21 protein-coding genes are annotated in these 25009 nt (G+C 42.6%); 10 read left to right on the top strand and 11 right to left on the bottom strand.

Going from position 1 to position 25009, the window contains the following annotated elements; translation table 11 throughout:
• Nucleotides 1–613 precede the first annotated feature (613 nt).
• On the top strand, nucleotides 614–1918 hold the full coding sequence (locus CDC37_RS18930; RefSeq protein WP_096624101.1) for a type IV pilus twitching motility protein PilT: 1305 nt from the start codon (nucleotides 614–616) through the stop codon (nucleotides 1916–1918).
• Between the two features lie 98 nt (nucleotides 1919–2016).
• Nucleotides 2017–2787 (top strand): circadian clock KaiB family protein, encoded by a 771-nt coding sequence (locus CDC37_RS18925; protein ID WP_096624099.1) that lies wholly within the window; start codon nucleotides 2017–2019, stop codon nucleotides 2785–2787.
• 186 nt (nucleotides 2788–2973) lie between these two features.
• Here the strand turns inward: CDC37_RS18925 and xseA are convergent, their stop codons facing one another.
• Nucleotides 2974–4188, bottom strand: coding sequence for an exodeoxyribonuclease VII large subunit (gene xseA / locus CDC37_RS18920; protein WP_096624097.1), 1215 nt, complete (start codon nucleotides 4186–4188; stop codon nucleotides 2974–2976).
• A gap of 539 nt (nucleotides 4189–4727) precedes the next feature.
• On the opposite strand from xseA, the gene recA reads away from it, so the two are divergent.
• The gene (gene recA, locus CDC37_RS18915) at nucleotides 4728–5816 is read left to right on the top strand and encodes a recombinase RecA (RefSeq protein ID WP_096624095.1); all 1089 of its coding nucleotides are present in this window, start codon (nucleotides 4728–4730) and stop codon (nucleotides 5814–5816) included.
• A gap of 477 nt (nucleotides 5817–6293) precedes the next feature.
• Nucleotides 6294–6707, top strand: coding sequence for an Hsp20/alpha crystallin family protein (locus CDC37_RS18910; protein WP_096624093.1), 414 nt, complete (start codon nucleotides 6294–6296; stop codon nucleotides 6705–6707).
• A gap of 70 nt (nucleotides 6708–6777) precedes the next feature.
• Here CDC37_RS18910 and CDC37_RS18905 read toward each other — a convergent pair whose 3' ends face one another.
• Nucleotides 6778–7431, bottom strand: a complete 654-nt coding sequence (locus tag CDC37_RS18905; RefSeq protein ID WP_096624091.1) for an HD domain-containing protein — start codon at nucleotides 7429–7431, stop codon at nucleotides 6778–6780.
• A gap of 238 nt (nucleotides 7432–7669) precedes the next feature.
• Between CDC37_RS18905 and CDC37_RS18900 the strand changes: the two genes are divergently transcribed.
• On the top strand, nucleotides 7670–8650 hold the full coding sequence (locus tag CDC37_RS18900) for an ABC transporter ATP-binding protein (RefSeq protein WP_096624089.1): 981 nt from the start codon (nucleotides 7670–7672) through the stop codon (nucleotides 8648–8650).
• A 67-nt stretch (nucleotides 8651–8717) separates the two neighbouring features.
• On the opposite strand, the gene speA is transcribed toward CDC37_RS18900, so the two are convergent.
• From speA to CDC37_RS18880, 4 genes are all read right to left on the bottom strand, one after another.
• Nucleotides 8718–10763, bottom strand: a complete 2046-nt coding sequence (speA, locus tag CDC37_RS18895) for a biosynthetic arginine decarboxylase (RefSeq protein ID WP_096624087.1) — start codon at nucleotides 10761–10763, stop codon at nucleotides 8718–8720.
• Between the two features lie 77 nt (nucleotides 10764–10840).
• Entirely contained in the window at nucleotides 10841–11971 is a 1131-nt protein-coding gene (gene tgt / locus CDC37_RS18890; protein WP_096624085.1) for a tRNA guanosine(34) transglycosylase Tgt, read from the bottom strand.
• A 359-nt stretch (nucleotides 11972–12330) separates the two neighbouring features.
• Nucleotides 12331–12945 carry a Uma2 family endonuclease gene (locus CDC37_RS18885; RefSeq protein WP_096624083.1) on the bottom strand — a complete coding sequence of 205 codons (615 nt, stop codon included), beginning with the start codon at nucleotides 12943–12945 and terminating at the stop codon, nucleotides 12331–12333.
• 146 nt (nucleotides 12946–13091) lie between these two features.
• Nucleotides 13092–13544, bottom strand: a complete 453-nt coding sequence (locus CDC37_RS18880; protein WP_096624081.1) for a hypothetical protein — start codon at nucleotides 13542–13544, stop codon at nucleotides 13092–13094.
• Nucleotides 13545–14092: 548 nt separating this feature from the next.
• Here CDC37_RS18880 and cobS point away from each other — a divergent pair.
• A complete protein-coding gene (gene cobS / locus CDC37_RS18875) occupies nucleotides 14093–14869 on the top strand; it encodes an adenosylcobinamide-GDP ribazoletransferase (RefSeq protein ID WP_096624079.1) in 777 nt (258 codons plus the stop codon).
• Nucleotides 14870–14898: 29 nt separating this feature from the next.
• On the opposite strand, the gene CDC37_RS18870 is transcribed toward cobS, so the two are convergent.
• From CDC37_RS18870 to CDC37_RS18855, 4 genes are all read right to left on the bottom strand, one after another.
• Nucleotides 14899–15360 (bottom strand): PPC domain-containing protein, encoded by a 462-nt coding sequence (locus CDC37_RS18870; protein WP_096624077.1) that lies wholly within the window; start codon nucleotides 15358–15360, stop codon nucleotides 14899–14901.
• Nucleotides 15361–15427: 67 nt separating this feature from the next.
• Nucleotides 15428–16138: a ComF family protein gene (locus tag CDC37_RS18865; RefSeq protein ID WP_096624075.1), complete on the bottom strand. Its 711-nt coding sequence runs from the start codon at nucleotides 16136–16138 to the stop codon at nucleotides 15428–15430.
• Between the two features lie 125 nt (nucleotides 16139–16263).
• A complete protein-coding gene (gene cobQ / locus CDC37_RS18860) occupies nucleotides 16264–17742 on the bottom strand; it encodes a cobyric acid synthase CobQ (RefSeq protein ID WP_096624073.1) in 1479 nt (492 codons plus the stop codon).
• 444 nt (nucleotides 17743–18186) lie between these two features.
• Entirely contained in the window at nucleotides 18187–19368 is a 1182-nt protein-coding gene (locus tag CDC37_RS18855) for an XdhC family protein (RefSeq protein WP_096624071.1), read from the bottom strand.
• A 449-nt stretch (nucleotides 19369–19817) separates the two neighbouring features.
• Here CDC37_RS18855 and CDC37_RS18850 point away from each other — a divergent pair, with 449 nt between their 5' ends.
• The 3 genes from CDC37_RS18850 (at nucleotide 19818) to CDC37_RS18840 (ending at nucleotide 21477) form a co-directional block, all read left to right on the top strand.
• Entirely contained in the window at nucleotides 19818–20027 is a 210-nt protein-coding gene (locus CDC37_RS18850) for a photosystem I reaction center subunit IV (RefSeq protein WP_096624069.1), read from the top strand.
• Nucleotides 20028–20182: 155 nt separating this feature from the next.
• Nucleotides 20183–21058, top strand: coding sequence for a DNA-formamidopyrimidine glycosylase (locus CDC37_RS18845; protein ID WP_096624067.1), 876 nt, complete (start codon nucleotides 20183–20185; stop codon nucleotides 21056–21058).
• Nucleotides 21059–21261: 203 nt separating this feature from the next.
• Nucleotides 21262–21477, top strand: coding sequence for an NAD(P)H-quinone oxidoreductase subunit O (locus CDC37_RS18840; RefSeq protein WP_096624065.1), 216 nt, complete (start codon nucleotides 21262–21264; stop codon nucleotides 21475–21477).
• A gap of 159 nt (nucleotides 21478–21636) precedes the next feature.
• Here the strand turns inward: CDC37_RS18840 and CDC37_RS18835 are convergent, their stop codons facing one another.
• Nucleotides 21637–22329: a RibD family protein gene (locus CDC37_RS18835; protein ID WP_096626402.1), complete on the bottom strand. Its 693-nt coding sequence runs from the start codon at nucleotides 22327–22329 to the stop codon at nucleotides 21637–21639.
• Between the two features lie 558 nt (nucleotides 22330–22887).
• On the opposite strand from CDC37_RS18835, the gene CDC37_RS18830 reads away from it, so the two are divergent.
• Nucleotides 22888–24861: a sensor histidine kinase gene (locus tag CDC37_RS18830; protein WP_096624063.1), complete on the top strand. Its 1974-nt coding sequence runs from the start codon at nucleotides 22888–22890 to the stop codon at nucleotides 24859–24861.
• The last annotated feature ends 148 nt before the right edge of the window (nucleotides 24862–25009 follow it).

Genomic DNA, 25009 nt, shown 5'->3' with positions numbered 1-25009 from the left:
ATTTCTTAAATGAGCATTTCTTCAATATTCTTTACAATTTATCTCTCATAAATATGAATAGGTGCTGTCCGCGTAAAAAGTTTCCCTGAGCCAATTTGGCCATCTATCCTAAGGGGTATAACCCTCTTTTTTGTCCTCATTAATCTGAGAATTCCCAGGAGTTTTCCAGTCACCTTTACATATCTTTACAAAATATTCAGGTTTTCTCATAAAAGACTTTGGTGGGGAAAACTAGCTTGTATCAAGAAAGCTTATGCAAAATAGATGTTTTTCTAATGCGATTTTTCCAGGGAATCAGACTCATATTTCTCAGAAATCTAATGTACGTAATCATGCGAATGTAACTATTTTTTAAATAACATCAAAATCTACATACATGTACTGAATATATTTCCGGAATTTGCCGTGTTTAATAGATTTGTAGGCAACTGCAAATGATGAACTTTTGTTACAAAAAAATATTTGCAACTTAGTAGACACGCCATTGATATGGCTGGCAGATACATCTGTGCAACATTTGTTTGCAAATCGGGATTGCCATGCAAAAAACTGGTGACAGCCAGTGCTGAGACTAAAACAACTAAATTCCATCAAAATCACTTAACACAAGACTATGACAGAAACACAAAGACCATCAGGTGTGACACCCACCATGCCAACTCGTAAAGTTCCCACCGCACCACCAGCACCACCCCCACCTCCACCAGTAGGAGCTACCCAACGTCAAGCGACCCAAACCCTGGATTTATCAGGAACCAACCGCAGTGGGGGAGCAGTAACACCATCCACACCAGTAGCTGCTCCAGCTCATCGACCCGGAACACCACCGACCCCAGCGACAGTAAAAGCCGCACCTGGAGGATTAACCTTTGCCAGTTTAATTCGTGAAGCCTACGACAAAGGGTTTTCAGACGTGCATTTAGGGGTTGGCGAAGTACCCCGTTTCCGGAATCGGGGGGAAATTGAAACCACTAATTATCCCGTCACCACCAAAGAAGTATTCATGGGTTGGTTGCATGAAGCATTAACACCGGAGGAAGTAAAGCGATTTGAGCAGGATTTAGAATTTGACGGTGCGACCCAATATGATTTTGCTCGAGTACGGATCAACGTCTTCGATTCCCTACGGGGTTATGCGATGGTGATGCGACTAATTCCGTTGAAAATTCTTACCATTGACGAATTGCGTTTACCCCCCGTATTCCGGGATGTTTGTCATTACCACAAAGGATTGATATTGGTGACAGGACCAACTGGTTCCGGGAAATCAACAACAATGGCGGCAATGGTAGATTATATGAATCAAGAGATGCCGCGTCATATCATTACTATTGAAGACCCGATCGAGTTTGTCCACCAAAGTAAAAAATCCCTAATTAAACAAAGGGAAGTGGGAGTACACACCCGTAAATTCGATAATGCCCTCAAAGCCTCCCTCCGGGAAGACCCAGACGTGATTCTCGTGGGGGAGATGCGGGACAAGGAAACGGTGAACACAGCCTTAAAAGCAGCCCAAACAGGACACTTGGTTATGGGAACCCTGCACACCAACAGTGCGGTGAAGACAATTGAGCGGATTTTGAACCTGTATTCTGGGGAAGAACAGGATGCAATGCGGGTGGCGATATCGGAATCCTTGGTGGCTGTAATTGCTCAAGGTTTATGTCGGACAACCGATGGTAAACGGGCTGCATTCCACGATATTCTCATTAATACAGATGCAGTCAAAGACTGGATTAAAGACGGTAAGTACGATGAAATTACGGAATTAATGAAACAAGCAAGCTTTGATGGCATGATTACCATGAACCAATCACTGTTTAATTTGTACCAGGAAGGGAGAATTACCGAAGAAACAGCCCTGGAAATGTCTCCAACACCCAACGAAATGGCCCAATTCCTGCGCGGACGGGTGTAATTCGGATTATTTATTGTTGGGAAAATCCCCGTAGAGACGACCTGACGGGTCGTCTCTACAGGTCAATCAAAAATCAAAAATCTAAAATCCAAAATCCATTGACACCGTTCACCTCCCCCGCAAAAAATCCCCAATTATATAAGGGTATAGCCTTGCTTACCCCTGGTGGTGATTTGATTTACTGTATTGACCCTAGTAAACAGGGACGATGGCATTTACATTTGTGTGCATCATTACAGGAAATCTTGGGATTACCCGAACCACCCCATTTTCTTGTTCCCTGTTATACTGCGACCATTGACCATTGGTTAGACCCTCGTACCCAAAAAATTCACACTTTTGCTGAAGCATATCCTCCCCTTCTTCCCTATCAATCCTTACTCAACATTATTTTTGAAACTGATAATATTTCTTGGCAACCTGCACCTTGGCAAGAGGGGGTATGTGATCCGATTGTATTATCTACCTATCGTGCTACCTTTGCCCCTCTGTGGGAAAATCACAACTTGGTGGTCAAAGTTAATATTCCGGAACCATCTGTAAATCCGGAATCTGCTCTGGTGGTATCACCACAAACAGAATTCAGCGGTCAAGGTTATGTTTTAAGGTTATTTATTGCTGGACACACACTCCATACCGAAAGAATTTTGCAAACTCTCCACGAGTTGCTAGAAAAGCATTTAAGTCATCCCTACACATTAAAGGTGGTTGATGTCCTTACCCATCCTGACCAAGCCGAAATTAATCAGGTTTCGGCGACACCAACCTTGGTGAAGGTGTTTCCGCCTCCTATGCGTCGTATTATTGGTAATCTGGAGAGTGCGGAGCGAATTTTGCAGATGTTGCAGGTTGGTGGGGTTAGGGAGTAGGGACACCCGATGTAGAGGTGACCCGACATAAAGACGACCCGATTTAGAGACGACCCGATGTAGAGGTGACCCGACATAAAGACGACCCGATGTAGAGGTGACCCGACATAAAGACGACCCGATGTAGAGGTGACCCGACATAAAGACGACCCGATTTAGAGACGACCCGACGGGTCGTCTCTACAGTTATTGATAATCTTCTACTCGGACTTTAATTTTGCCTTTGCCCAATGATAGGATTAACTCCTCATTAATTTCCACGTCTGTTGCAGTACGGATAATATCACCATTTTGATTGCGTACAAGGGCATAGCCGCGCTTTAATACGGCATTAGGGTCAAGGACGGTGAGTTTTTCCCGTAACATTTTCAAATGCTGGCTTTGCTGTTTTAATTGGCTAGAAACTATTTGTAGTAGGCGCTGACGTTGCCATTGTAGGTTTGTGAGTTCCTGCTTAACTAACTTATCGGGATGAATACGATTTAAGCGATCGCGCATTTTTGTCAGGTGCATTTGTTGCTGGCTATAAACTTGCTCTACTGCACCAATTAACTGCTCTATTCGATGCTGATGTTGTCGGTATAAATCCGCAAGGGCTGGAACCACTAATTCTGCGGCCGCAGTAGGGGTATGCACAGAAACGTCGGCGGCTAAATCGGCCAGGGACTCGTCCCGTTCATGACCAATCCCGGTAATTACGGGAATAGAACAAGTTGCGATCGCTCTGACTACTAACTCATCATTAAAACAAGCCAATTCTTCCACCGCTCCCCCACCCCGTGCCACAATTAATACTTCGGCTCGGCGATCGCGTTCGATACGTTGGATGGCTTGGACAATTGATTGGGGGGCTGTATCTCCTTGAACCGTGGCAGGGGCAAAAATTACCCGTAAACCAGGATAACGCGATCGCCAAGTTTTTTGCATGTCACCCCAAGCAGCTGCGGTAGGGGAGGTGACAACGCCGATAGTATGGGGATGGACGGGTAGGGAACGTTTGCGTTCAGGAGCGAATAAACCTTCTGCCTGAAGACGATTTTTCAGTTGTTGAAAGCGCAGGGCTTGTAAACCCACTCCATCGGGTAACACTTGCCACACCTGCAACTGGTACTCACCCCGTTGGGGATACAAACGCAGGGAACCTAAAATAATTACCCGTTCGCCAATTTGGGGTTGTTGGGATAATTTACTCATCATTCCCTGCCAAACTACACAACGAATCGAGGCACCGTTATCGGGGTCTTGCAGGGTAAAAAATAAACCTACGCGGTGATGGTTGGCACTGGAAACCTCCCCTGTCACCCAAACTTGATGCAAAATCGGATCCTGTTCCAACAGTGCCTGAATATACTCAGTTAAGCCAGCCACGGAGATTGCTTGATTTGGGGTTTGGGAAGTCATTGGGATTTTGGATTTGGGATTACTCTGCGAGAAACCGCACTGGTTGCGTCTATGGATTTGAGATTGGGCTAGTAGCTTGAGCTTGTTGCGTAGAGAAACGCCTAAATAACTCATTCCTACTCCCTATGTTAAGTAGGTAGGTGCAATTAAACATAAAACCACAATGTAACTAATCATTCGTACAGAGGCGATATATCGCGTCTCAGGAGTACAGACGACCCGACGGGTCGTCTGCACTCCCTATTTACAAGCAAGCGACTTTCCTCTTCCCAAATCTAAAATCCAAAATCTCAAATTTTCTGAGCGATTACAGACTATGATGGGAGTAAAAAGTTTTGAGTGTAAAATTTTTCTGCCACCGTGATTACAGACTATCATAGTTTCCATGAACTACACCTATTTAGTTGCGATCGCGCTAGGATGTTGTCAAATTTTTCAAATTAAGTCATATTAATCGAGCATTTTGCGGTTAAAATAGTATATTCGTTCTATAAGAACTAGCATATAGCTCCTGAACTTTATATATTTTCGAGGCGAGAATGGCTGTAAATACCACAGATAACGCAGGAAGGCAAAAAGCGCTGAACATGGTACTCAACCAAATCGAGAAGACCTTTGGTAAGGGTACAATCATGCGGTTAGGTGATGCTACCCGGATGAAGGTGGAAACAATATCCAGTGGTGCGTTAACATTAGATTTAGCTTTGGGTGGAGGAATTCCCAAGGGTCGGGTTGTGGAGATTTATGGGCCGGAAAGTTCGGCCAAAACAACGGTGGCTCTCCATGCGATCGCGGAAGTTCAAAGAAATGGTGGAATTGCTGCGTTTGTTGATGCGGAACACGCTCTAGACCCCACCTATGCGGCTGCCATCGGTGTGGATACAGATAATTTGCTGGTATCCCAACCAGATACGGGAGAAGCGGCTTTAGAAATCGTTGACCAATTAGTTCGGTCAGCGGCGGTGGATTTGGTAGTGATTGACTCCGTGGCTGCCCTTGTACCCCGTGCAGAGATTGAAGGGGAAATGGGTGATTCCCACGTGGGTTTGCAGGCTCGTTTGATGAGTCAGGCGCTACGTAAAATTACTGGTAACATTGGTAAATCTGGTTGCACTGTGTTGTTTATTAACCAGTTGCGGCAAAAAATAGGTGTTAGTTATGGTAATCCGGAGACCACCACTGGTGGACAAGCGTTAAAGTATTATGCTTCGGTGCGTTTGGATATTCGACGCATTCAAACATTGAAAAAGGGAACCGAGGAATTTGGAATTCGCGTGAAGGTGAAGGTGGCAAAAAACAAAGTAGCACCACCCTTTCGGATTGCAGAGTTTGACGTGATTTTTGGTAAGGGTATTTCTACCCTGGGATGTATCGTTGACTTGGCGGAAGAGACGAATATTTTGACCCGTAAGGGTGCTTGGTATAGTTACAACGGTGAGAATATTTCCCAAGGACGGGATAATGCGATTAAGTATTTGGAAGAACGTCCAGAGTTGATTGAAGAAATCAAAGTCAAGGTACGGGAAAAACTGGATTTAGGTGCGGTTGTGTCCGCGAATTCGGTTAATCGAAGTATGGAGGATGAAGAGGAGGATGAGGATATGGATGATTTTATCGATGAAGAATGAAGATAGAGACGTAACATGTTACGTCTGTCAAAAGGTTTTGAATCGGTAGATTGGGTAGATTAATTATTGCCAGTAGGGGTGAACAAATGTTTACCCCTATTTTTGATATTCAAATTTTAACCTTATACCGTTTTAATATAAAGTTGCACATAACCAAGTTGTCCGAAGCGAAGAGGAACGATGAAGCAATCTCATAATCTTCAATGTTAACGAGTTGCTGAGATTCATCTAATAGACCTGTAGCGGATCGACCAAAGGATAATCCAAAATCCATAATCCATAATCCAAAATCAAGTTAACCGTACCCAAGTTTTTCCAGTTTACCGAACCGACTAATTCCCCTGATTAATTGGTCGGTATTCATCAATTAATAGGTGATAAAAGCCGAATTTACACACCTTTGAATCATCACTAATATAGGAATCAAAGAAACAAATTAAATCTCAAGCAAACAGGTAAAACGAGGAGTTAAAAATTATGGCTATTGTACGTTACAACCCTTGGGCAGAAATGAACGCTATTCAACGTCAAATTGACCGGTTATTTGAAGATTTACAAACACCATCTTTTCGAGTTCCCGCAGCTGAATTGACGGAAACAGAAGATGCTTTACACCTGAAATTAGAACTACCGGGAATGGAAGCGAAAGATGTTGATATCGAAGTTACCAAGGATGCAGTTAAAGTAGTTGCTGAACGTAAAACTGAGCATCAAGAAGGTACTCACTCCGAGTTTTACTATGGTAAATATCAACGGGTAATTCCCCTGAAAACTAAGGTTCAAAATACCAATGTGACTGCTGAATATAAAAACGGTATTTTGAATTTGACCTTACCTAAAGCTGAAGAGGAAAAAAATAAAGTTGTCAAAGTCAGCTTAGGTGAAAATTAAAGTTTGATAGGATGACAAAGGTTTTGGCGAACCGTAATTAGTGTGACAGAGTGATATTACAGCCTAGTTGTTAACTCAACTGGGCTTTTTTATTGATATTATGATACTCATAAAGCATATTCTGACGTGCAGTTACTTCCAATTCTTCTAGGAAAAAATAAATTTGTGGACGTGCCAAAAATTTTGCTAAAATCGCTTTTCTAGCAAGGATATAATTATCATCACTTACCCAACTATATTCCCGGCGAATATTTTGAGCATACAGCCGATATTTTGACCAATCACTACCCAAAATCGCTAAATCCGCATCTAATAATATTTGCCCATCAATATCATTGCTATCAACCCGATGATGCTGGGTTAATAAAATCAACTCACTCACACGATGGATGATACTTTCATCAACGGATAACTTTTGTAAACAAACCCTGGCAAATTTAGCACTTTTAGCTTCATTATTGTTCCATTTAGGATTGTAAACTATATCATGAAACCAGGCAGCAAACTTCAGTGAGGTTAAATCCTGTCCGTATTTATGGAGAAGTTGGATTGATTGCAAAACATCCTTAATATGGGTCAAGTTATGGTAAAAGCGACTTGAATTACCGTAAGCACGAGCAATTATTTTGTAAATTTCTACTGCTGGATGGTAATGAACATCCTCAGTATTTACATTTCGCAAAAATTCGTACCAACTGTTTTCTAAATCTATAAAAACATTCATAAGTGGGTGGGTAGTGAAAATTGTTGTTGTGGTCAGGGGGTATGGAATAGAGACAACCCGTCGGGTCGTCTCTACAGAAAGCAGGGGGAGCAGGGGATACGGTGGGAGTAAGTAATAGATAATTTCCTATCTCCTATTTCCTGTATTTTCAAATTAGTAAAAATAGATTAGGATTTGGCAATAGGATTTAGATGTAGCACGATTTGATATTTCCAGTGCATTACCGCAGGTTGAGTGTATGTCCATCATCATTGCTCAAAATCTGAGCAAATTTTATCCAGTTGCTGTTAAAGAACCAGGTATCAAGGGAACGATGTCACACTTTTTCCGAAGAACCTATCGGAGAATAGTTGCAGTTCAAGATGTTTCCTTTGAGATTACTCCTGGGGAAGTGGTCGGGTTTTTAGGTCCAAATGGAGCAGGAAAAACCACCACATTAAAAATGTTATCGGGTTTAATTCATCCTTCAAGCGGGAATGTACGGGTTGCTGGACATGTACCCTTTCGTCGTCAAGCAGAATTTTTGCAAAAAATTACCCTCGTGATGGGACAAAAGCAGCAATTATTATGGGATTTACCTGCACTTGATTCTTTAAAAATTAATGCCGCAGTTTATGATATCTCTGACCATGAATTTTGGATTCGGGTCGGGGAACTGACGGAAATGTTATCTCTGGATGGGAAACTGACCCAACCGGTGCGAAAACTTTCCCTGGGGGAAAGGATGAAAGCGGAATTGTTAGCAGCGCTGTTACATCGTCCCCAGGTATTATTTTTGGATGAACCAACTTTAGGGTTGGATGTGAATGCTCAAGTGGGGGTACGGGATTTTTTGCGGCAATATAACCAACGATACCGAGCCACCGTGCTATTAACAAGCCATTACATGGCTGATATTACCGCATTGTGCGATCGCGTGTTGATGATTCACCAGGGTAAACTTATGTATGATGGTCGTCTCGATGGTTTACTGGAAAGGTTTGCACCCTACCGGGAAATTCACCTGGAACTATCCCATCCCCCCCATCCAGAGAAAATTGAATTGTATGGGGATGTGAAACATATTGAGGGACGTTCGGTCAGTTTGATTGTGGAGCAGGATATGTTAACGCGTACAGTTTCCCGGATTCTCGATGATTTTGATGTGGTGGATTTAACTGTGACTGAACCTCCTGTTGAGGAGGTGATTGGTCGGGTGTTTCAAGCTGGGGTGATTTAGGATTGACATCCCCTGCTCCCCCCGCTTCCTCTACAGACGCGACATGTCGCGTCTCTCCCCACTCCCTCTAAGAGGGACTGGAAGGATTATTTAGATAGGTGTATCTACTTAAACTTTGTTCGTAGGTTTGTAGTAATCGCTGGGATTCTGCGAGGCTGATTTTTTTCTCTTCTAAAGCTTGTTCGCAACGCTGACGAATATTTTCCACCATATCCTCGGCATCGTATTGCACATAACTTACTACTTCTTGCATGGTGTCACCCTTAACCACATGTTCTATTTGATACCCTTTGGGTGTTAATTGGATATGGACAGCATTGGTGTCACCAAAAAGGTTGTGGAGATTACCCATAATTTCCTGGTAAGCTCCGTTAAGAAACATACCCAGGTAGTAGGGTTCACCGGGTTTAAGTTTGTGAAGTTCAAGTACGGATTTAACATCCCGCAGGTCAATAAACCGGTCAATTTTGCCATCGCTATCGCAGGTTAAATCGGCGAGGATACCGCGTTGGGTTGGTTCTTCGCTCAAACGATGGATGGGCATAATCGGGAATAATTGATCAATTGCCCAACAATCGGGGGCCGATTGGAATACGGAGAGGTTGATGTAATAAATCGAAGCCATGATTTTTTCCAGGTCTTCGAGGTCATCCGGTACGTAGTCGATTTGGGGTATCAAATTGAGGATTTTATGACAACAAGCCCAGTACAAGCGTTCGGCTTTTGCCCGTTCGGTGATGCTGAGGATACCTAAATTAAACCTGCTAATGGCTTCCTCTTTGAATTGGGTTGCATCGTGGTAGAGTTCTTGGAAGTTTTCGCGATTGATTGATTGGTAGGTTTCCCAGAGGTAATGGATCACCTGGGTATCACTTTCGACGGGAGCTTCCGGAGACTCAAAGGGAATTTCACTGGTACTGAGAACGTCAAAAATCAGTACGGATTGGTGGGAAGCGATCGCTCGTCCACTTTCACTAATGAGGGTGGGTACGGGAATATTGCGTTCGGTGCAGGTGTCTCGCAATTCCGCCACAATATCATTGGCGTAGTTTTGCATGTTGTAATTTTTGGATGCGTAGAAGTTGGTTTGGGAACCGTCATAATCGACACCTAGACCACCTCCCACATCTAGGTATTTCATGTTGGCACCTAATAGGGCTAACTCGACGTAAATCCGACTGGCTTCCCGAATTGCCTCCTTAATGACGCTGATGGCAGAAATTTGTGAGCCAATGTGGAAGTGTAATAATTGTAACGAATCGAGTAAATTCGCTTGGCGTAACCGATCGACAACAGTGATAATTTCCGGAATTGTTAAGCCAAACTTGGCGCGATCGCCGGTTGAAGTTCCCCAGCGTCCCACTCCTTGGGTACTGAGTTTTGCGCGGACACCGAGGACTGGTTTGATTCCCAATTGCTGACTCAGGGAAATTGCCAATTCCAGTTCTTCAATTTGCTCCAGGACGATGATGGGTGTTTGTCCCAACTTGGACGCAAGCATAGCTGTTTCGATATACTCACGGTCTTTATAGCCATTACATATGAGTAAAGCACCTGGAGTATTTAGTAAAGCCAAAGCAATCATTAATTCCGGTTTAGAACCAGCTTCCAACCCAAATTGGTGAGGTTTCCCAAACTTAACCAAATCCTCAATTAAATGGCGTTGTTGATTGCATTTTACCGGAAATACACCCCGATACTCCCCAGGGTAATTATAACGAGCGATCGCTTTGGCAAAACAGGCATTCAAACGTTCAATGCGGTCTTCGAGGATATCTGAGAACCGAATTAACAACGGTAAACCCAAATTTCTCAACTTTAAAGCATTAACCAACTCAAACAAATCCAAAGAACCACCGCGATCGCCTTTGGGGGAAACCGTCACATGACCCGCAGCATTAATCGAGAAATAGGGATGTCCCCATCCATCTATTCGATACAGTTCCTCGCTTTTTTCAATCGTCCAGGAACGAGGTAATGTATCGATAGCATTCACCGTTTCCTTGGTTTTGGCTAATGCATGGTCGTTCTGGGAACGACGCTGAATTTTGCCATTGGTGGCTGTATTTACCTCTTTTTCTGATTCCGATGCAGCAGTTGACTCAACACCCATTTGTCGCTTAACCTTTGTTTTCACCCACGAATATCCAGTTTAGCTTGAAAACAGGGGATAGGGTAATAAGCTAAAAATCACATAACTACTTGATCTGCTGTTGACCAATCCAGCCAACTAGCAAATTCGGATGCAAAAGTATCATTGATGATGGCTTGACGGATTTTTTGCGTAAAGCGGACTAGTTCGGTGATATTATGAATTGTTAGCAGTGTGTAAGCCAAAATTTCCTGCGATCGCACTAGATGGGATAGGTAAGCGCGACTAAAGTTTTGACAGGTATAGCAGGGACAGGTTTCATCTAGGGGTTGAAAATCATCCCGAAACTTGGCATTTTTCAGGTTCCATCGTTCCCCCTGTACCATTGCCGTCCCGTGACGTGCCCATCTTGTGGGAATTACGCAATCGAATAGGTCTACTCCAGCTGCGATCGCGATCGCCATCTCCCTGTAGGTTCCTACCCCCATCAAATAACGGGGTTTATTGTAGGGTAATAGGGGTGCTGTTGCTTTGACTATCTGCGCAATGAGTTCCGGTGGTTCCCCCACGCTGACCCCACCAATCGCATACCCTGGTAAATCTAGTTTCTTCAACTCTTCTGCGGCTTTTGCGCGTAAATCTAAATGCACCCCTCCCTGGACAATTCCAAATAAAGCTTGGTCAGGACGCTGGTGAAAATTTATACACCTTTCTAACCAGCGATAGGTACGGGCTGTAGCGGCTTCCACTTCACTGCGAGTAGCGGGATAGGGCGGACATTCATCAAATGCCATAATCACGTCTGCCCCCAGGGTATTTTGAATTTCAATCGATTTTTCTGGGGTAAGGTTGATGATTTGACCATCGTGGGGTGAGCGAAATGTTACTCCTTCTTCTGTAATTTTCCGCATTTCACTCAAACTAAATACCTGAAACCCTCCGGAGTCAGTTAACATTGGCCCATCCCACCCCATAAATTTATGTAAACCTCCTCCCCCAGCCACAATTCGCTCACCGGGTTGGAGGTGTAGATGGTAAGTGTTGGAAAGTACCATTTGCGCACCCGTTTGTTTCAGTTGGTCGGGTGTAATTGTTTTTACATTAGCTAGGGTTCCCACGGGCATGAACCGGGGTGTCTCAACTACGCCGTGGGGTGTATAAAATATGCCTGCACGGGCTTTGGTTTGACTACAAGTTGCTAAGGGTTGAAAGGTAAAGTTGGCTGTCACTCAATTGGGAATTTTCGATTTTGGATTAGTTATTATACTTTACACGGTGAATAATTAAGCTTTTTGAGATGGTTAATGCCTGATTTCTCATAAATCCCTAAAACTTTCAGTGAGTGGGGAACTGGGAGTAATACGAAAATCAACCCATTACCCTAAGTTTATCACCTCCCTGACGCGAAATCCAGGAACAGCTACCTGTCAACTGTTAACCAACCAAAAGAAAATATATCAAAGTATAGCAGTTAGTAGGATAGCACAAAGGACTTGATATCCCATCTATCAGAATCCGATTTCATACGTCCGACTAATAGCTCATTCCTGACTTGAAAGTGATTTGGGAGCAGAGTGTCAAGAATTCTCTAGCCAACTGCGGCAAAAATTTGGCTGGGGGTGAGGTGTAATTCTGGAAAAGTTGGGGATATGATTGGTTGTTGACCTTGAAAGGGTGTCATGCGGTATTCACCTTCTACCAATTCACACACGAAAAAGGTCGGCTGTTTTGGATAACCAAGGAACTTACGCGCACCAAAAGCCGCATAATCAGAAATCCAATATTCAGCTATTCCCATTTCTTCATAATCAGCAAATTTCTTGTGGTAATCGTCTCGCCAATTTGTAGATACCACCTCAATCACCAAAGGTATGGATGCAGCTTGGGTGAGGGTGGATTCTTTTTTCCAAAGTGGTTCATTTTTTAAATTGTCTCGATTCACAACCACCACATCTGGTAAATAGCCGGAATCCCCATTCGGTGTCCTGATAATACCTGTCTTCGGAAGATTAAATGGTAAATTTAACCGTTCTATTTCCACGGCTAACTTACGGACTAAAAAACCCACCACGTCTTCATGGTCTCCGGATGGGGGAGGCATTTCCCTGATAACTCCATTATGCAGCTCATAAAATTTACCATTGTTGGGATACCAACTGATAAATTCTTCAAAGGTTAACTGGTGTGGTTGGCTTTGAATCATCCACTCAGATTCAGCTACTACGTTTAGACAAAACCGTCATTTCCCTCAAATCTATCAAACTTTGAGGAATTAGGGAGTGGGGAATATTACGAAAATCAATCCATTATTCTAAGTTGATCATCCCCCTTGGGCGAAATCCAGGAACATTAAAATGGTTCGGATGTATCATCGTCAAATTCCGCATCCCATTTTGCCGATAAAACCTGCTCCATCATAGCTTCGATTGCGGTGACGGTCATGGTGCGATCGCATCGTTCTTGGATGGGTGTTGTTTGGGGAATAAGACGTAGACACCACCCTTCTTGGATTAAATCAAAATAGGTTTCATTTTCCGGTGATTGTTTGAGTTCCAGGTAATCAAAACTATTAACGTTTAAATATAAAGCTTGATTCGCAACCAGTGTGGAACGCTGTGGACTGGAAAAAACTTCTAATACATCTCCTTCCCCTTGACTATGCAGTTCTCCATCACGAGTGTAGGTATAATGCACACGTCCTAAATCGGATAGCAATCGGCGCATATCCAGTTTATTAACAACAACACCTGTATTAATAATACATGGGGCTGGTATGTGGGTTTCAGGTAGATGGTGAGTCATAATCTAGAACTTCAAGGTTTGTTGCAAACAATAAAAATTGAGGATTATTTGGAATTAAAACCGATACATTACTTTTTCTTTCAAAATATCAATACAAATGTATATGCTCACTTAGCTAACTTGAGTTAGCGGCAAATTCTCCTATCAATACAAATGATTTCAGCTCTGCTGGAAGGTTTTCACCAGCCATTTTGAGTATTTTTCGCATATCTTGAATAGACACCCAATTAATTATAGTTAATAACGGATGCGAATAAATAATTTTTTGAATACCCAAAAACAATTTTTGACTTAAATTGACAATATTTGAATTTTTTCATACACCTACACAAATGGAAGGGGTGATTCCTGTTTTTTGAGTTGCAAAGTGTTGATTTATACTTGGTTTTTGTAAATGCTATTATCAGGATAACAAAAAACGCTACCGTCGCAGCCAATTAGGATTAATCTTGTTTAAACCTTTAAAAAGATTGCCGTAGTTCTGCGGATGATGATAAGTTAACTGAATATTAATAAAGCTATGTAAATAATTAGTAAGTGAAATTAGGATGAAAACTGTCTGGCAATGGTGGTACAAATTGGTTGCGGGTTTGTATGCTAGTCTCTGTTTTTACACTTCCTTGCCATTACCATACTTACCCCATCTTGATTTTCAATTTGTATCCAGGTTTGCACCCTTTGTGGGATTACTGATTGGCTTGATTTTAATTACTACGGATAACTTACTGGCACTACTGAATGTATCAAATCTCACAAGAAATGCCCTAGTTGTGATGATTTGGCTAGGAATAACCGGGGGTTTACACTTAGATGGGGCGATGGATACAGCCGATGGGTTAGCGGTGACAAATCCGGAGCGTCGTTTAGAAGTGATGGCTGATAGTGCAACGGGAGCATTTGGAGCAATGGTGGCGATCGCGATCCTTCTGTTAAAAACTTTTTCCCTCAGTGAAATTTCGGAATCCAGAGGATTTATTTTGATGGCAGTATGTGGATGGGGTCGGTGGGGACAGGTGTTGGCGATTTGGCGATATCCCTATCTGAAACCCGCGGGAAAAGGAGCTTTTCACAAACAAGCCATTGATTCCGCTGGGTGGTTATGGCCAGGAGTTTTGGTATTAATTTTAATTAGTATTATTCATTACGTACTGAATCCCACTAGCCATAGGATCAGTTTTGCAACTTTAGTAATGGGGATAGCGATCGCATTTATCACTGGAGCATGGTTTAACTACAAGCTCCAAGGACACACAGGAGATACCTACGGAGCAGTAGTTGAGTGGACAGAAACCCTGATGTTGTGTGGATTAACAACATTAACTTGACCAGAGCAATATCTCCTGTATTCTATCTTCTACTTAACAGGTTGTAACCTTGTCACCCTCAACTTAAACTTACCGACTCCCGTTTCCCCGAAGGAACGAACACGGACTACATAGGTTCCCGTTTCGGTAATCCGTGTAAACAACAGGGAATTACTAGTACCATCCGGACCATCGTCATTTTCAGCCACCGTAGTCCCGTTAGGTCCAAGCAAGGTAATAATTGTGTCAAAGCTATCGGAAGAAAGGTCAATCGCTAAATTATCGCCTTTGTTGAGTTTGACTAGATAATCCCGTGCAAAACCTCCCTGTCCGGTGGGGATATCTTTATCAGACAAAAAATCATCAACTTCGTTGCTGAGGGGTAAAGGTAAAGGGTTATACAGTTTATTTACTTGTGCCCAACTTACAGGTAAAGCTATATTGAAAACAAATAAGGTTACGGGTATAAATGTAATTTTTTTCAATCCCACCAGCAAATTCCTAATTCTCATCCAACAATTATCCCACAAATACAGGTTTGCTGGCTTAATTATAGTTTTATCTCCATCGGCTTGCCCATCAATTCTTCGTTAAGGATTCTGAAGTGGATGTTGCAACTGCAACCACACCCACCACCGGGTGACGATGTTGAAGCAGGGTTTCCATTGCCGCAGAAACGGTTGCACCCGTTGTATAAATATCATCCACCAGGATAATTGGTCGGGAAGGATAACGTGTGAGAACCGTACCGACTTGAAAAGCAGCAGTTAGATTAGTCAAGCGATCGCGTTCCCCCAGTAAATGTTGAGCTTTGGTATCCCGTACCCGAACTAATCCCTGGGGGACTAGTTTCATTTGGGTAATTTGACAAAAACCTTTACCGATGATTTCTGCTTGATTAAATCCCCGTTGTTTTTGTTTGTGTGCATGTAAGGGGATGGGAATCACAATGTAATCACCCCAGGAAGAAGGATGACCAGATTTGCGAAATAAATCCCCATATTCCCACCAGATTTCCCCCAACCAATTTCCCAAAAGTAAACCGATTTCGGGATGATGATGATATTTCATCGTCGCGATCGCTCGTTTGAGGGTTCCCCGGTATCCACCCCACACCAATACCGGATAGTTAGCTTGACTACGGATAGTCGGATTCTCCAAACGACAAGCTGCTAAACTGCGAGTACAATACACACATAAACTTGTGGATGTCGCACGTCCACAACTAGGACAATTCCTGTCCAAAAATAAATTTAAGAAACCTTGCCAACCCCGTTGTAACAATTTCATCTGAATTAATCGCCAAACCTCGCTGATAAATAGGAGTACAGATGAATGTATGTAGAGACGTAATATATTACGTCTCTACATACATATTACGTCTCCACATATATCCCCTCTCCTGTATTCTTCCCCTAGGACAAAAATGGCGTTAAATCCAGATGTTTTTCCACCTCTGTCGCTAGGGAATCAAGCATATTTTCACGCTGCTCACGGTAATTAGCGACACCCGTAGGTAAAGATTTTAAACCACGCTGTTGACGTAAACGGTTCAACCAAGCCCGTCGCCACGGACCATTATCAAAAATACCGTGTAAATAAGTACCCCATACCGACTGACAACTATCCACCAGACCCAAATTTAGATCATCAAATAGGGGTTGATAGGCTTGTGGATCATTAGCAGGAAGTTCAAAGCGCGATCGCCCTTGATGAATTTCAAATCCGGTAACGGGTAATCCCATCTGGGGATAATTAGAAGTTACTTGCCGTTGACGGGCAATTTTTTGTCCCGTAATCACCGTTTTTATTGGTAATAAATTTAACCCTTGAAATCTGCCAGCCTGTCCTTCCACCCCCTCGGGGTCAGCAATCATTTGTCCCAACATTTGAAAACCACCACAAATCCCCAGAACCGTTCCCCCAGCGGCGGCATACTCTTGAATAGCTTCCGCCATACCGCTTTTTTGTAAAATCAACAGGTCGGGAATAGTCGCCTTTGTTCCTGGTATAATTACGGCATCGGGGTGTCCTAAATCCTGTTTCGGGCTGAGATATTTCACCCCCACACTTAGTTCTGATTCTAAGGGGTCAAAATCAGTAAAATTGGAAATGCGTGGTAAACGAATCACGGCAATATTAATATCGCTACTAGCCTTATTGGCTTGGCGATCAAGTAAATCTAAGGAGTCCTCCGCCGGAAAAATCTGCTCCATATAGGGAATCACACCCAAAACCGGTATCCCTGTCCGCTCCTCTAACCATTTAATCCCAGGTTCCAACAAAGAACGCTGTCCCCGGAATTTGTTAATCACCACACCCTTAATTAAAGCCCGTTCTTCCGGTTCCAGTAATTCCAAAGTCCCCACCACATGGGCAAACGCTCCACCCCGGTCAATATCTACCACCAAAATTGTGGCCGCATTCAGGTGCTTTGCCACCCGCATATTCGTTAAATCACGGTGCTTGAGGTTAATTTCTGCCGGACTTCCCGCACCTTCGCAAATCAGTAAATCAAACTCGGTTTGCAAATGTTGTAAAGATTCTTCAATCGCTCGCCAACCCAACTCAAAATACTGCTCATAGTAATCCTGGGCACTCACTTTCCCCACTGGACGACCCTTAATTATCACTTGGGAAGTCATATCCCCTTGGGGTTTAAGTAAGATTGGATTCATCTCCACCCAGGGAACAATCCCCGCAGCCCAAGCTTGTACCGCTTGCGCATAGCCAATTTCTCCCCCATTGGGGGTGACATAGGCATTTAAAGCCATATTTTGCCCCTTAAAAGGAGCAACACGATAACCCCGACGGGATAGTATTCTGCAAATAGCTGTTGTGATTAGGGATTTACCTGCGTGGGATGTCGTCCCCACCACCATAATTGCTTTCATAGGCTTTTAGAGATTCAAAAAGTAAGAATTTTTCTAGATATTGTCTTGATATGAACTAATTAACTCACTCGACTAGTTTGCTAAATCAATCTAATCAATGTTAACGGTATTATTCAAGATTTCATCAAGCTTCAGTATCCTTCCGTATATTATTGTTCCCTTTTATAGCCAATTATTAACCTAATTGTCTGTAGGGGATTGGTGAATCTCTTAGCCTAGCTTGTCAATAGGGAGTAGGGAGTAGGAATCAGCTATTTTCCTGTTTAGTTGTGTCTTAATGACATGGGAGACTAACTTGAAAGGAAGTAAGTCGATATGTAATGCTTACACCCAACATATACGCAAATAATGTGGTTGCGAAAGCTGTGTGTACCCGCAGATAAACCAAAATCCCTAAACCCGTAGCGAATTGACCCCAGGGGTAATCCAAAATCCAAAATCCAATTATCTTTCCAGCATTAACAAGTTATTAAATTGCGAGTTGCTGGAGATTTGGATCGGATAGGGTTTATGGGTGATTTCGCTGCTGTTGGTTAACATTCCTCCCTGACGTTTACTGTTAACGGCTTGAATTTCGGCAATAATTGCCAGGGCGATCGCGTCTGGATTATCTGCACCAATATCTAAACCAATCGGTGCATGTAAGCGCTCTAGTTGGTTAGGAGTGGGAATTATGCCACTAGCACAAATTTCGTTGATAATTCGGGTACAACGATGTTTGGCGCATAGTATGCCAATATAGCGTGCGTGGGAAGGCAATAAAAACTTGAGGATTTCTACGTCATCTAGATAATTATGGGTCATGACGACGCAAAAACTATTTTCGTTTAGGTTTACTTGCTCTCGAATTCGATTCCGGGATGTCAAAATCACCCGATCCACCTTGGCAAAACGGTGGGGTGTGGTTTCCTGACTTTGGCTATCAACAATGGTGACTTCCCATTCCAAAGCCTTGGCAAATTTAGCCACAGGTTCCACATCCCGCCCTGTACCAAAAATTACCAAATTTAAGGGGGGATGGATAGCTTCAATAAATACATCGATCATCCCTTCCCGAAGCTGATAACGGTAAACGGCTGATTGACGGCTAGATAGAACTGTACGCGCATCGGCTTCAATTCTCTCCGCCAACCCAATATCCTTAATGTCGGTTGTTGCACTACCATCCGCACCGATAGTCAAACGGGAACCAATGGTAACATATTCAATGCCATTATTCGTAAATACCGTTGCTAATACACCCCACTGCTTTGCTCCCCAACATTCGGCAATAAATGTAATTGGATTTAGCCAAGAATCAGCTTTCAGGGGTTCTAACAACACCTGTACTACACCATCATTGCCAATGCCAAAGCCACAGGCAATGTCATCCAGGGTATGCATATCGTAGGCGAAGGTAACGGGTGTATCTCCAAATCTCCATTGCTGGACATGGTGGATAATCTCTGATTCAATATTTCCCCCACCAATCACACCAGCGACATTTCCGGTCTGTGTTATTAGCATTCTCGCCCCAGGTCGGTAATAAATCGAACCTTGAGTATTAACAATTGTTGCGAGAAAACACGATTCGCCTTGAGTTTGCGAACGGGTATATGTATCGATAATTGCGTGAAAGTCGTTCATGATTTATATTCCGAGCCTGTAGTTCAGATTACAAGGCTACCCTATCCCCGATCGATCATCCTTTAGGATGATTCTTGATTGAGATTTTGCACCTGGGGTGAGTTAAAAATAAATTGGCATTATTCAATTTAGACCTGAATTATAAATGCTTTTTGTACCTGTATTTCTTACGAGTCTGAGCGATCGCCTATCTTCTAATCCTTAGCTAAAGGGTGTTTCCCGTCTTTTTGAATGGTCATCATTTTGTCGCAGTCCGAAACCGATAAATTTAGGTTTGATAAGGCGTATTGAGAGATGTAGTGAGAAATTTTGCCAAACGATAGCAACTCCATCTACCAACTTTCCAGATAAATAACTTAACAAATCACCAAAGAAAGCTCCGAAGATATTAGAGTGAAATAAATCAGCCGTACATTTTGGCAATATTATAACCAAAAGGGAAGAAACTCATGGTTCAACGTGGTTCTAAAGTACGTATTCTTCGTCCTGAGTCCTACTGGTATCAAGACGTGGGAACAGTCGCATCCATCGATCAAAGCGGGATTAAATATCCTGTGATTGTTCGGTTTGATAAAGTGAACTACTCTGGTATCAACACCAATAACTTTGCTCAAGACGAGTTAATCGAGATTGAAGCACCTAAAGCTAAAGCGAAATAGGCTGAAGCAATCAACCGGAATCAAAGGCGATTAAACACTCAAAAATCCGCCTTTTGCGGTAGTGTGGAGATAGGGCTAAGGGAAAACGATGTTTTTTCTTGCTCCTATCTCCAATCTTTTGTGCATCTATCAATAGATATATTATTGTGTAACCAATGCCCGAATTGCCGGAAGTGGAAACCGTCCGTCGCGGACTTAATCAATTGACCCTCAATCAAAAAATCGTGGGTGGGGATGTGTTGCTAGAGCGTACTATAGCCAATCCTTCAGTTACGGTTTTTCTCAGTCAATTGGTAAACCATCAAATCATCAGATGGCATCGTCGGGGTAAGTATTTATTGGCGGAATTAGGAGAAATTGGGAAGAGTCAGGAAAAGGGTGGGAATAATCACCTGGGTTCACCTCCCTATTTAGGGGTACATCTGCGGATGACTGGACAACTACTATGGTTAGAACGGGATGAACCGTTACATAAACATACCCGTGTGCGCTTATTTTTAGAGAATAACCGTGAATTGAGGTTTGTAGATCAACGCACCTTTGGACAGATGTGGTATATTCCCCCCGATACTACCGTAGAAAAAGTGATGACAGGTCTAGGGAAATTAGCCGTAGACCCCTTTGCCGAGGAATTTACGGTAGATTACCTTTGGGAGAAATTGAAAAGCCGTCGTCGTCCGATCAAAACCGCGTTACTCGATCAATCGGTAGTCGCTGGACTGGGAAACATCTATGCTGACGAAGCCCTATTTTTGAGCCAAATTCGTCCTGACACCCTATGTGTTCATCTGTCCCAATCCCAAGTGGAAAAACTCCAACCAGCAATTATTCAAGTTTTAAGCCAAAGTATAGCCGCAGGGGGAACCACCTTCAGCAATTTTTTAAATGTCAAGGGTGTCAATGGTAATTATGGTGGTCAAGCGTGGGTGTATAATCGCACCGGTCAACCCTGTCGTGTTTGTAACTCCCCCATTCAACGCATACGACTAGGAGGACGTTCCAGCCATTTTTGCTTACAGTGTCAAAGATAAGCTAAGACCATGCTTGCTTGATATAGGGGGAGTAGGGAGAGACGCGATATATCGCGTCTGTAGGGGAGTACAACGTGAGATGCTAAATTTTGAATTGGCAAGACGACCTTCCATTCCAAGGGTATCCATTTCCCTACAAGCGCTAGAATCCTAGATAGCAAAATCTCATATACTATAATTCAATCATTTACAAGGATTCTTCTATGGCAGTCAAAAAAGGCGAAATGGTGCGCGTGATTCGCGAAAAACTTGAAAACAGCCTCGAAGCTCAAGCAAGTGATACCCGATTTCCTACGTATATATACGAGAGTCAAGGGGAAATTATGGATATAAAAGGAGACTACGCCTTCGTCAAGTTCGGTAAAGTACCCACCCCAAATATCTGGCTTCGTCTCGACCAGTTAGAAAGCTTTAGCTAGTACAAGTCGGCGGAAATATGCCTACCATTCCCCTAGCTCCCATGCGGAAGCGTGGGAGCAGAATCTGCGAGGCTTCAGCCTCGTGAACGAAAGCGGTAGCCCTCATTATAGTCAAGGGAAGGAACACAAAAGTAAGACAGGTAATCCAAAATCTAAAATTCATGGTCTCCGAACTCGGTAATGCAAAAACACTTCATTCTCCACCACTTTTGTGGATAGTAATTCTAATTGTGGAGCGGTCGATTCTAAAAATCCTTGACCGGAAACGAGGGAGGGAGCGGTTTTTCCTCCGAGAATCAAGGGACAAATTGTTAGATATATTTCATCAATGAGGTTCGCGTTTAAGAATGATGCAACTAGTTCACTTCCTCCTAATACAGCTAAACGTCGAATTCCCAAATTCGCGAGGTGGTTAATAATCGAGCTTAAATCAAATTCGTCGGACAAGAGGGGAAAAGTTAAAATCCGATTAAATTCGGAACGATGCTGCCAAAATAAAGCATTATTTGCTGTTGTAATTAACCAGCGTTCAATTGGTTGCTGAAAGAAGCGAATTTCCGGATTTAAATTGGCTTTACGCGTAATTACTATATGAACTGGCTGAGGTGTTTGACCTTGTTGAGTTCTTTGTTCTAGTAATTGTGGCTGGGTGACGGTAAGTGTTGTACCATAGGCACGGAGAGTATTTGCACCGAATATGACTGCATCCGCAGCTGCAATTTGGGTTTCCAGGTGTGCTTTGTCTGTTTTTGAACCAAATCGTGCGGGAGAATGGCGAAAATCTGCAATTTTTCCGTCTGCACTAACTGCAAGAATCGCAATGATTTGGGGACAAGTGTGTGTCGTTATCATTAAAAACTGAATGGTAAAGGTTGAGTTACGGAATGATTTCCCTTCCACTCCCATCGGTCTCCAGGATTTATGAGAAATGTGGGTTTGGAGTAATTTGATTATCTGTCACTATTTTTCCGGATTACAGGTGCAGACTTTTGGGGAATACACCGTCCTTTCCTTGGTTACGGTTTCACGAAAACCTGAAAATAAGTAGTCAAATGGTTTTTGGGACTAATGCGTAGCATCAACTGTGAGTCTGTATACACAGATGCATTATTTTTGTGTAATAATTCTGAAGAATTGGTTTGAAGTTAATTGATTAATCAAGTTCTGTGTCTGTCTTCGTAACGTTTGTCTAGGTATGCTGTGAATGGTTAGCTAGAATCCTAATTTCAGGTGATTATAGTGATTTATACTCGTCAAATTCTGGCTGTTTTTCGCATTGCTTCTGAAATTACTTCGGGTTTCCCTTGGCAATTTCAATAATTCGGTTTGAGATACTGTTATATTTTACGTTTAGGTTTTTTTGGATTGGATGCAGCTGTTGTAATGTACAGACCTTGAGCGAGACTACCGATGGCTAAACCCCGTCAATCATCATTCCGTCGAATCTTGGTATCGCGACTTTTAGTTTTATCGGTTCCTGTATTGCTAACCGGGGAATTGGTAGTCTTTAAAAAAGCACGACATAGTATGCTGGAGACGGCGAGTCGAAATCTTCATGAAAGGGTGGTTTTGAAAGCCCAGAGGATTTCTGATACGATTGGTAGTCTCAAAAGTCATCTCAACAGTGCAAGTCAAACCATTGTCGTCAGAAGCGGGAATCCAGAGCAAGTTCAAGCATTTGTTGATAATTTTGCTGTGAATCATCGTCGGCAAATCGAATGTATACAAGTTCTCGATTTGTCAAAAAAACAACCCCTTGCTAGTACCTGTGGGGATGAACCTATTCTCCCGATTCATAGCGGGAGTATGGAGTTTTCTAATGGGTCTGTGGTTAATTGGGGGGAAGTACAGAGTGAAGTTGTTATTCCTCCGAAGGTGGTGACCAATTCTCTCGCTGATGATAGTATCCCCACACAAAATAGGTTGCAAATTATGATTTCTGCACCTGTATTCAATATGGAGGGCAATCTTAATTATTTTATGGCTATTCGCGCTCAATTGCGAGAAAAAGTTAAGCAGTCAGATAATTTATTAACTGGTTACACTTTTGTCGTGGGGGAAGATGGAGAAATTTTATCCCATCCCCTACCTCAACTGGTGGGTACGAATATCAATCAACACCCAGATGGGGAGGGATTACGAAGAATCATTAGCAGCGCGATCGCGAATTCCCATGACCATCTCCATTTCTTTTCTGACCACCAGGAGCAGCAGTTAATTGCTGGATATACAGCGATTCCCAGTCCTGTCAGTGACAATCCAGCACAAAAATGGATTATTGTTGATGCGAAAACAGTTGATACTGCTTTGTATGGATTGCGGGATATTAAGGTAATTTTAATTTTGTTGACAATTGGTTTGATTGCTGCATGTGTGATTGCTTCCCTGTATTTAGCGAAGGATGTATCCCACCCGTTAGATGAATTATGTGACTATGCTCTGCAAATTGGTATTGCTCCTCAAACTCAGAAAAAACCTTATAATTTTCAAATTCGTGAGTTTCATCAGTTAGCACAGGCTTTTGATTTAATGACTGAACGCTTAAATGTTTGGGCTGAAGAAATTGAAAGTGCTTGGAAAGATGCAAAAACAGCTAATCAATTAAAAAGTCGTTTTATTGCGACTACATCCCACGAAATTCGTAATCCTTTAAATGCCATTATTAATTCTATTCAATTTGTCAAAGATGGTCTCTGCGATGACCGGGAAGAAGAGTTGGAATATTTGGAAATTGCTAATCAAGCGACTCTTCATTTGTTAAATATGATAAATGATTTACTGGATATTTCCAAAATTGAAGCGGGAAAACTATCTGTCAATTTAGAAATCACTGATTTGCGGGAAATTATTAAAGAAACTATTAATTTGCAATCTGTCAATATTCAAACAAAAGGTTTAAAATTTAATGTCCCCCAACTAGAAGAGGAAATAACTGTTAAGGTTGATCGGGGTAAGCTCAAACAGGTTTTAATTAATGTGATTGGTAATGCTAGCAAATTTACTGAGGAAGGTAGTATTACTTTAACGGTCACCACCGATAATCGTAGGGAAAACAATCAAGAAGTTAACCGCGTGATGATTGCAGTTACAGATACGGGGATTGGTATTGACCCCTGTCAACAACAGCAACTATTTCGTCCTTTTGTCAGGGTGGAAGATACAACCCACAGTCGCTTTAAAGGAACGGGTTTAGGATTGGCAATTTCTAAAAATCTCATCGAAATGATGGGTGGAACAATCACCCTGTTTAGTGCTGGTTTAAATCAGGGTACAACCGTCACTATTACCTTACCATTACTGAATAATACTGTCCCAACTCAAAATTTAGATGTTTCCAGCGAACGACCTGGGGTATCCCAACCGGAACGTTTGCTGTCAAAATAGCAGGTCAACGGTTAACAGTAAACAATAAGTAGGTAGGTGCAATTAAACAGAAAACCGCAGCGCAACCGTTCATTCGACGTAGAGACGACCCGACAGGTCGTCTCTACTCCCTGATCTGAACAACAATTTTCACCACTTACTCCCGTAC

The organism is Calothrix sp. NIES-3974, assembly GCF_002368395.1.
GTDB lineage: Bacteria > Cyanobacteriota > Cyanobacteriia > Cyanobacteriales > Nostocaceae > NIES-3974.
The sequence above is the reverse complement of the archived record's forward strand: the minus strand, read 5'-3'. Positions and strand labels throughout refer to the sequence as shown.

Bases quoted from the DNA above. Each gene is read 5' to 3' on its own strand.
- recA (WP_096624095.1), top strand. From the start codon at position 4,728: ATGGCTGTAAATACCACAGATAACGCAGGAAGGCAAAAAGCGCTGAAC.
- CDC37_RS18910 (WP_096624093.1), top strand. From the start codon at position 6,294: ATGGCTATTGTACGTTACAACCCTTGGGCAGAAATGAACGCTATTCAA.
- CDC37_RS18855 (WP_096624071.1), bottom strand. From the start codon at position 19,368: ATGAACGACTTTCACGCAATTATCGATACATATACCCGTTCGCAAACT.
- CDC37_RS18850 (WP_096624069.1), top strand. From the start codon at position 19,818: ATGGTTCAACGTGGTTCTAAAGTACGTATTCTTCGTCCTGAGTCCTAC.
- CDC37_RS18885 (WP_096624083.1), bottom strand. From the start codon at position 12,945: ATGATTCAAAGCCAACCACACCAGTTAACCTTTGAAGAATTTATCAGT.
- CDC37_RS18835 (WP_096626402.1), bottom strand. From the start codon at position 22,329: ATGATAACGACACACACTTGTCCCCAAATCATTGCGATTCTTGCAGTT.
- cobS (WP_096624079.1), top strand. From the start codon at position 14,093: ATGAAAACTGTCTGGCAATGGTGGTACAAATTGGTTGCGGGTTTGTAT.
- CDC37_RS18870 (WP_096624077.1), bottom strand. From the start codon at position 15,360: ATGAGAATTAGGAATTTGCTGGTGGGATTGAAAAAAATTACATTTATA.
- CDC37_RS18865 (WP_096624075.1), bottom strand. From the start codon at position 16,138: ATGAAATTGTTACAACGGGGTTGGCAAGGTTTCTTAAATTTATTTTTG.
- xseA (WP_096624097.1), bottom strand. From the start codon at position 4,188: ATGACTTCCCAAACCCCAAATCAAGCAATCTCCGTGGCTGGCTTAACT.
- speA (WP_096624087.1), bottom strand. From the start codon at position 10,763: ATGGGTGTTGAGTCAACTGCTGCATCGGAATCAGAAAAAGAGGTAAAT.
- CDC37_RS18900 (WP_096624089.1), top strand. From the start codon at position 7,670: ATGTCCATCATCATTGCTCAAAATCTGAGCAAATTTTATCCAGTTGCT.
- CDC37_RS18930 (WP_096624101.1), top strand. From the start codon at position 614: ATGACAGAAACACAAAGACCATCAGGTGTGACACCCACCATGCCAACT.
- CDC37_RS18830 (WP_096624063.1), top strand. From the start codon at position 22,888: ATGGCTAAACCCCGTCAATCATCATTCCGTCGAATCTTGGTATCGCGA.
- CDC37_RS18905 (WP_096624091.1), bottom strand. From the start codon at position 7,431: ATGAATGTTTTTATAGATTTAGAAAACAGTTGGTACGAATTTTTGCGA.
- CDC37_RS18845 (WP_096624067.1), top strand. From the start codon at position 20,183: ATGCCCGAATTGCCGGAAGTGGAAACCGTCCGTCGCGGACTTAATCAA.
- CDC37_RS18880 (WP_096624081.1), bottom strand. From the start codon at position 13,544: ATGACTCACCATCTACCTGAAACCCACATACCAGCCCCATGTATTATT.
- cobQ (WP_096624073.1), bottom strand. From the start codon at position 17,742: ATGAAAGCAATTATGGTGGTGGGGACGACATCCCACGCAGGTAAATCC.
- CDC37_RS18840 (WP_096624065.1), top strand. From the start codon at position 21,262: ATGGCAGTCAAAAAAGGCGAAATGGTGCGCGTGATTCGCGAAAAACTT.